The sequence below is a fragment of the Crenobacter oryzisoli genome (assembly GCF_030385785.1).
GTDB lineage: Bacteria > Pseudomonadota > Gammaproteobacteria > Burkholderiales > Chromobacteriaceae > Crenobacter_A > Crenobacter_A oryzisoli.
In genome coordinates, this window is record NZ_JAUEDK010000098.1 from 1 (window position 1) to 3463 (window position 3463).

Annotated in this window: 4 protein-coding genes; 3 read left to right on the top strand and 1 reads right to left on the bottom strand. The window is 65.4% G+C overall.

Annotated elements, in window-relative coordinates:
* Window positions 1-259: 259 nt before the first annotated feature.
* Window positions 260-865, bottom strand: a complete 606-nt coding sequence (locus QU481_RS23500) for a DUF4136 domain-containing protein (protein ID WP_289832368.1) — start codon at window positions 863-865, stop codon at window positions 260-262.
* 205 nt (window positions 866-1070) lie between these two features.
* On the opposite strand from QU481_RS23500, the gene QU481_RS23505 reads away from it, so the two are divergent.
* The 3 genes from QU481_RS23505 to QU481_RS23515 all read left to right on the top strand — a co-directional run bounded on the left by QU481_RS23505 (window position 1071) and on the right by QU481_RS23515 (window position 3274).
* The gene (locus QU481_RS23505) at window positions 1071-2057 is read left to right on the top strand and encodes a threo-3-hydroxy-L-aspartate ammonia-lyase (RefSeq protein ID WP_289832369.1); all 987 of its coding nucleotides are present in this window, start codon (window positions 1071-1073) and stop codon (window positions 2055-2057) included.
* 219 nt (window positions 2058-2276) lie between these two features.
* Entirely contained in the window at window positions 2277-2693 is a 417-nt protein-coding gene (locus QU481_RS23510) for an organic hydroperoxide resistance protein (protein WP_289832370.1), read from the top strand.
* 128 nt (window positions 2694-2821) lie between these two features.
* Window positions 2822-3274, top strand: a complete 453-nt coding sequence (locus QU481_RS23515; RefSeq protein WP_289832371.1) for a transposase domain-containing protein — start codon at window positions 2822-2824, stop codon at window positions 3272-3274.
* Window positions 3275-3463 lie beyond the last annotated feature (189 nt).

A 3463-nucleotide genomic window follows, 5' to 3' on the forward strand; every position in this document is an offset into this window, starting at 1 on the left:
ACCAGCAGATTCCATCAGGGATGGGTAGCGACGTCGCTACCGCTGAAAATCCGCATGTACGGCTGCAATCTCTACCTTCGAGCCACCATGAAATGAGCGCTTGGCAAATTTGGGGCGTCCATGTACGGATTTTAGCTTCGAAGAACGCTTGGAAGTAACAAAAAAGCACCGTTTTTCCACCTTGGTGGGCGGTGCTTTTTCCTTAAGTGAACGGCATTACCCGCGATGCGGGGCTTTTTCATGGGCCGATCGGTACCGCTCACAATACCCTGTCGACCCGCATCCTGGTGATCAGCACCTTGGCCAGCTCGCGGCTGAACTTGGCGATGTCGCTAACCTCCAGCGTATCGCTGGTACCGCTCCAGATCACCCGTCCGGTCTGCATGTCCCACAGCGTCGACTCCAGCGTCAGCACCTTGTAGGTCTCGACGCTCGGCGGCAGCGCCGCCCAGGCTGCCCCGTACCAGCCGTAGAAGCCCTGGGACACTGGCCCGATACCCGTGCCCGGCGTCACCTCGATGCGCTGCTCCACGTTGATCAGCCGGGTCACCAGCACCCCGTCCGCCCCAGCCTTGGCAAGCGCCTCACGGATGCGCGCCAGCTCGACCGGGCCACTCTCAGGCAGCAGCGGATAGCTGATCTGGGCATCGACCCCGGCCTCACGCAGCGCCGCGCTGAAGCTGTCCTCGAACAGGCGCCGGTTGGCGTCGCTCTGGCTGATGCCGAGCACCATCACCTTGCCCAACGGTGCGCTGCTGTAGCCCGGATCTCGCCACGAGGCAGTCAGGTGCGGCGCTGAGCAGGCGGCCAGCACGACACAAAGCAGGGCGAACAGCCCCTCACGCAGTCTTTGCAAGAACGCCATCGATGCCTCCTTGTCGAACAAGGCGTCGGCCGGTTAGGCGGCCGGCTGTTGCCCCAACATAGCAACTATCCCCCGTATTCGCCCTGACCTATGACAACCCTGCCGCGGCCGGGCTGGACGCATTTACCCGGGCCAGCCATGCGGATAGCATGATCGATGCGCTGGGCCAGCCGCCCGCCCGTTCCCCTTCACGAAAGGCAGACCGATGACCTCCTCGCCGTCCCTCGCTATCTGTTACGACGACGTCGCCGCCGCCCACCAGCGCATCGCCGGCATCGCGCACCGCACCCCGGTGCTGACCTCGTCGACCGCCGACGACGCAACCGGCGCACACTTGTTCTTCAAGTGCGAGAACGTCCAGCGCATGGGGGCGTTCAAGTTCCGCGGAGCCTACAATGCGATCGCCCAGTTCAGCCCGGCGCAGCGCGCCGCCGGGGTGATCGCCTACTCGTCCGGCAACCATGCCCAGGCGATCGCGCTGGCCGGCCGGCTACTTGGCGTATCGGCCACCATCGTGATGCCGGAGGACGCCCCGGCGATCAAGATCGCCGCCACGCGCGGCTACGGTGCCGAGGTGGTGCTATACGACCGCTACACAGAGGACCGCGAGGCGCTCGGCCAGCGCCTGGCCACCGAGCACGGTTTGACGCTGATCCCGCCCTACAACCACCCGCACGTGATGGCCGGCCAGGGCACGGTGGCCAAGGAGCTGATCGAGGACGCCGGCCCGCTCGACACGCTGGTGGTGTGCCTGGGCGGCGGCGGCCTGCTGTCCGGCTGCGCGGTGGCGGCAAAGGCGCTCAACCCGGCCTGCCGCATCATCGGCGTGGAACCGGAAGCCGGCAACGACGCGCAGCAAAGCCTGCGCGCCGGCCGCATCGTCCACATCGACACGCCGCGCACCATCGCCGACGGCGCGCAGACCCAGCACCTGGGCGAGCTGACCTTCCCGGTGCTGCAGGCGCTGGTCGACGACATCGTCACCGTCAGCGACGCCGAGCTGGTCGAGGCGATGCGCTTCTTCGCCAGCCGGATGAAGCTGGTGGTCGAGCCGACCGGCTGCCTCGCCGCCGCGGCGGTGCTGTCCGGTAAGCTCGCCGTGCCCGGCCAGCGGGTCGGCGTGGTGGTTTCGGGCGGCAACGTCGACCTGGCCCGTTACGCCGCCCTGCTCGAAAACGGCGTCGCGGCCTGACGATGGCCCGGCCGGCCCAACCGGGTCGGCCGAACCTGTTTTCCAGTCACTGTCGCGACGAGGGGTACAGTGGGCCCAGCCGGCGTGCCTGCCCCCGGCGGGGGCGATTGCTAGAAACGATAGAGCGCATTGCGAAAATTAAATTGTGCACAATTAATTTGCACACTACATTCATCGCATCGCCACCCGGCGCCCTCGTCCCCCACCAGGAGAATCACCATGCAGACCCTGTACACCGCTCACGCCAAAGCCACCGGCGGCCGCGACGGCCGCGCCACCAGCAGCGACGGCATCCTCGATCTACCCCTGGCGATGCCCAAGGAGCTGGGCGGCGCCGGCAACGCCACCAACCCCGAGCAGCTGTTCGCCGCCGGCTATTCCGCCTGCTTCCTGTCGGCGCTGAAACTGGTCGCCAGCCAGCAGAAGCTGGCGCTGCCAGCCGACGCCCGGGTCGAAGCGGCGGTGTCGATCGGCAAGGCCGATGATGGCGGCTTCGACATCGCGGTGCAGCTGACTGCCGTGCTGCCGGGCGTGGACACCGCCGCGGCCACCACCCTGATCGCCCGCGCCCACGAGGTCTGCCCGTACTCGCGCGCCACCCACGGCAATATCGCGGTGAGCACCGAGCTGGCCTGATCCGGCCGTCGCCCATGACAAAGGCCCCCATGCGGGTAATGCCGTTCACTTAAGCAAGTGAACGGCATTTTTCATGGTGCGAATCTTGCTCATATTCCGGCCAGGTTGACTCCCTCACGTTGGTCAAGATGGTAAGCAAGGCTCATAAACACCCTGATTTCTCTGCACTTTCTCAGCAAATTGACCCGGCATGGATCGCCCACGCGCTTGCAGTGACCGGCAAAGCCAGCGTGCGGCGGCGTAAATTGCCGGCCGAACAGGTCGTCTGGCTGGTCATTGCGTTGGCGATGTACCGGCATCAGCCCATCCCGGAGGTCGTCGCTCATCTCGATCTGGTGCTGCCTGACGAGGTCAATCCAGAGATTGCCAAGAGCGCCTTGACCCAGGCGCGGCAGCGCCTCGGCGAGGAACCGTTGGCCCAACTCTTCGGGCTCAGCGCGCTGGTTTGGGATGAGCGGCATCAGCAGGGAAGAAGCTGGCGCGGATTGGCCCGCTACGCGATTGATGGCAGTACCTTGCGCACCTCGGATACCCAGAGAATCGTCAGCACTTCGGTGCACAGGCTTATGCCTCCGGCGTAGCCGCCAGCTATCCGCAGTTGCGGCTGCTGACGTTGACTTCGCTGGCGACGCATCTGGTGCGGGAGGCTGTCTTTGGCGAATACGCCAAGAATGAAATGCGCTATGCCCGTGACCTGCTCCAGGCGATCCCTGACCATTCGCTCACGGTGTTCGACAAGGGCTTCCTCAGTGCCGAACTGCTGCTACAGG

What these genes read in the sequence shown, in the direction of transcription:
- QU481_RS23500 (WP_289832368.1), bottom strand. Translation starts at nt 865, where the DNA reads ATGGCGTTCTTGCAAAGACTGCGTGAGGGGCTGTTCGCCCTGCTTTGT.
- QU481_RS23505 (WP_289832369.1), top strand. Translation starts at nt 1,071, where the DNA reads ATGACCTCCTCGCCGTCCCTCGCTATCTGTTACGACGACGTCGCCGCC.
- QU481_RS23510 (WP_289832370.1), top strand. Translation starts at nt 2,277, where the DNA reads ATGCAGACCCTGTACACCGCTCACGCCAAAGCCACCGGCGGCCGCGAC.
- QU481_RS23515 (WP_289832371.1), top strand. Translation starts at nt 2,822, where the DNA reads ATGGTAAGCAAGGCTCATAAACACCCTGATTTCTCTGCACTTTCTCAG.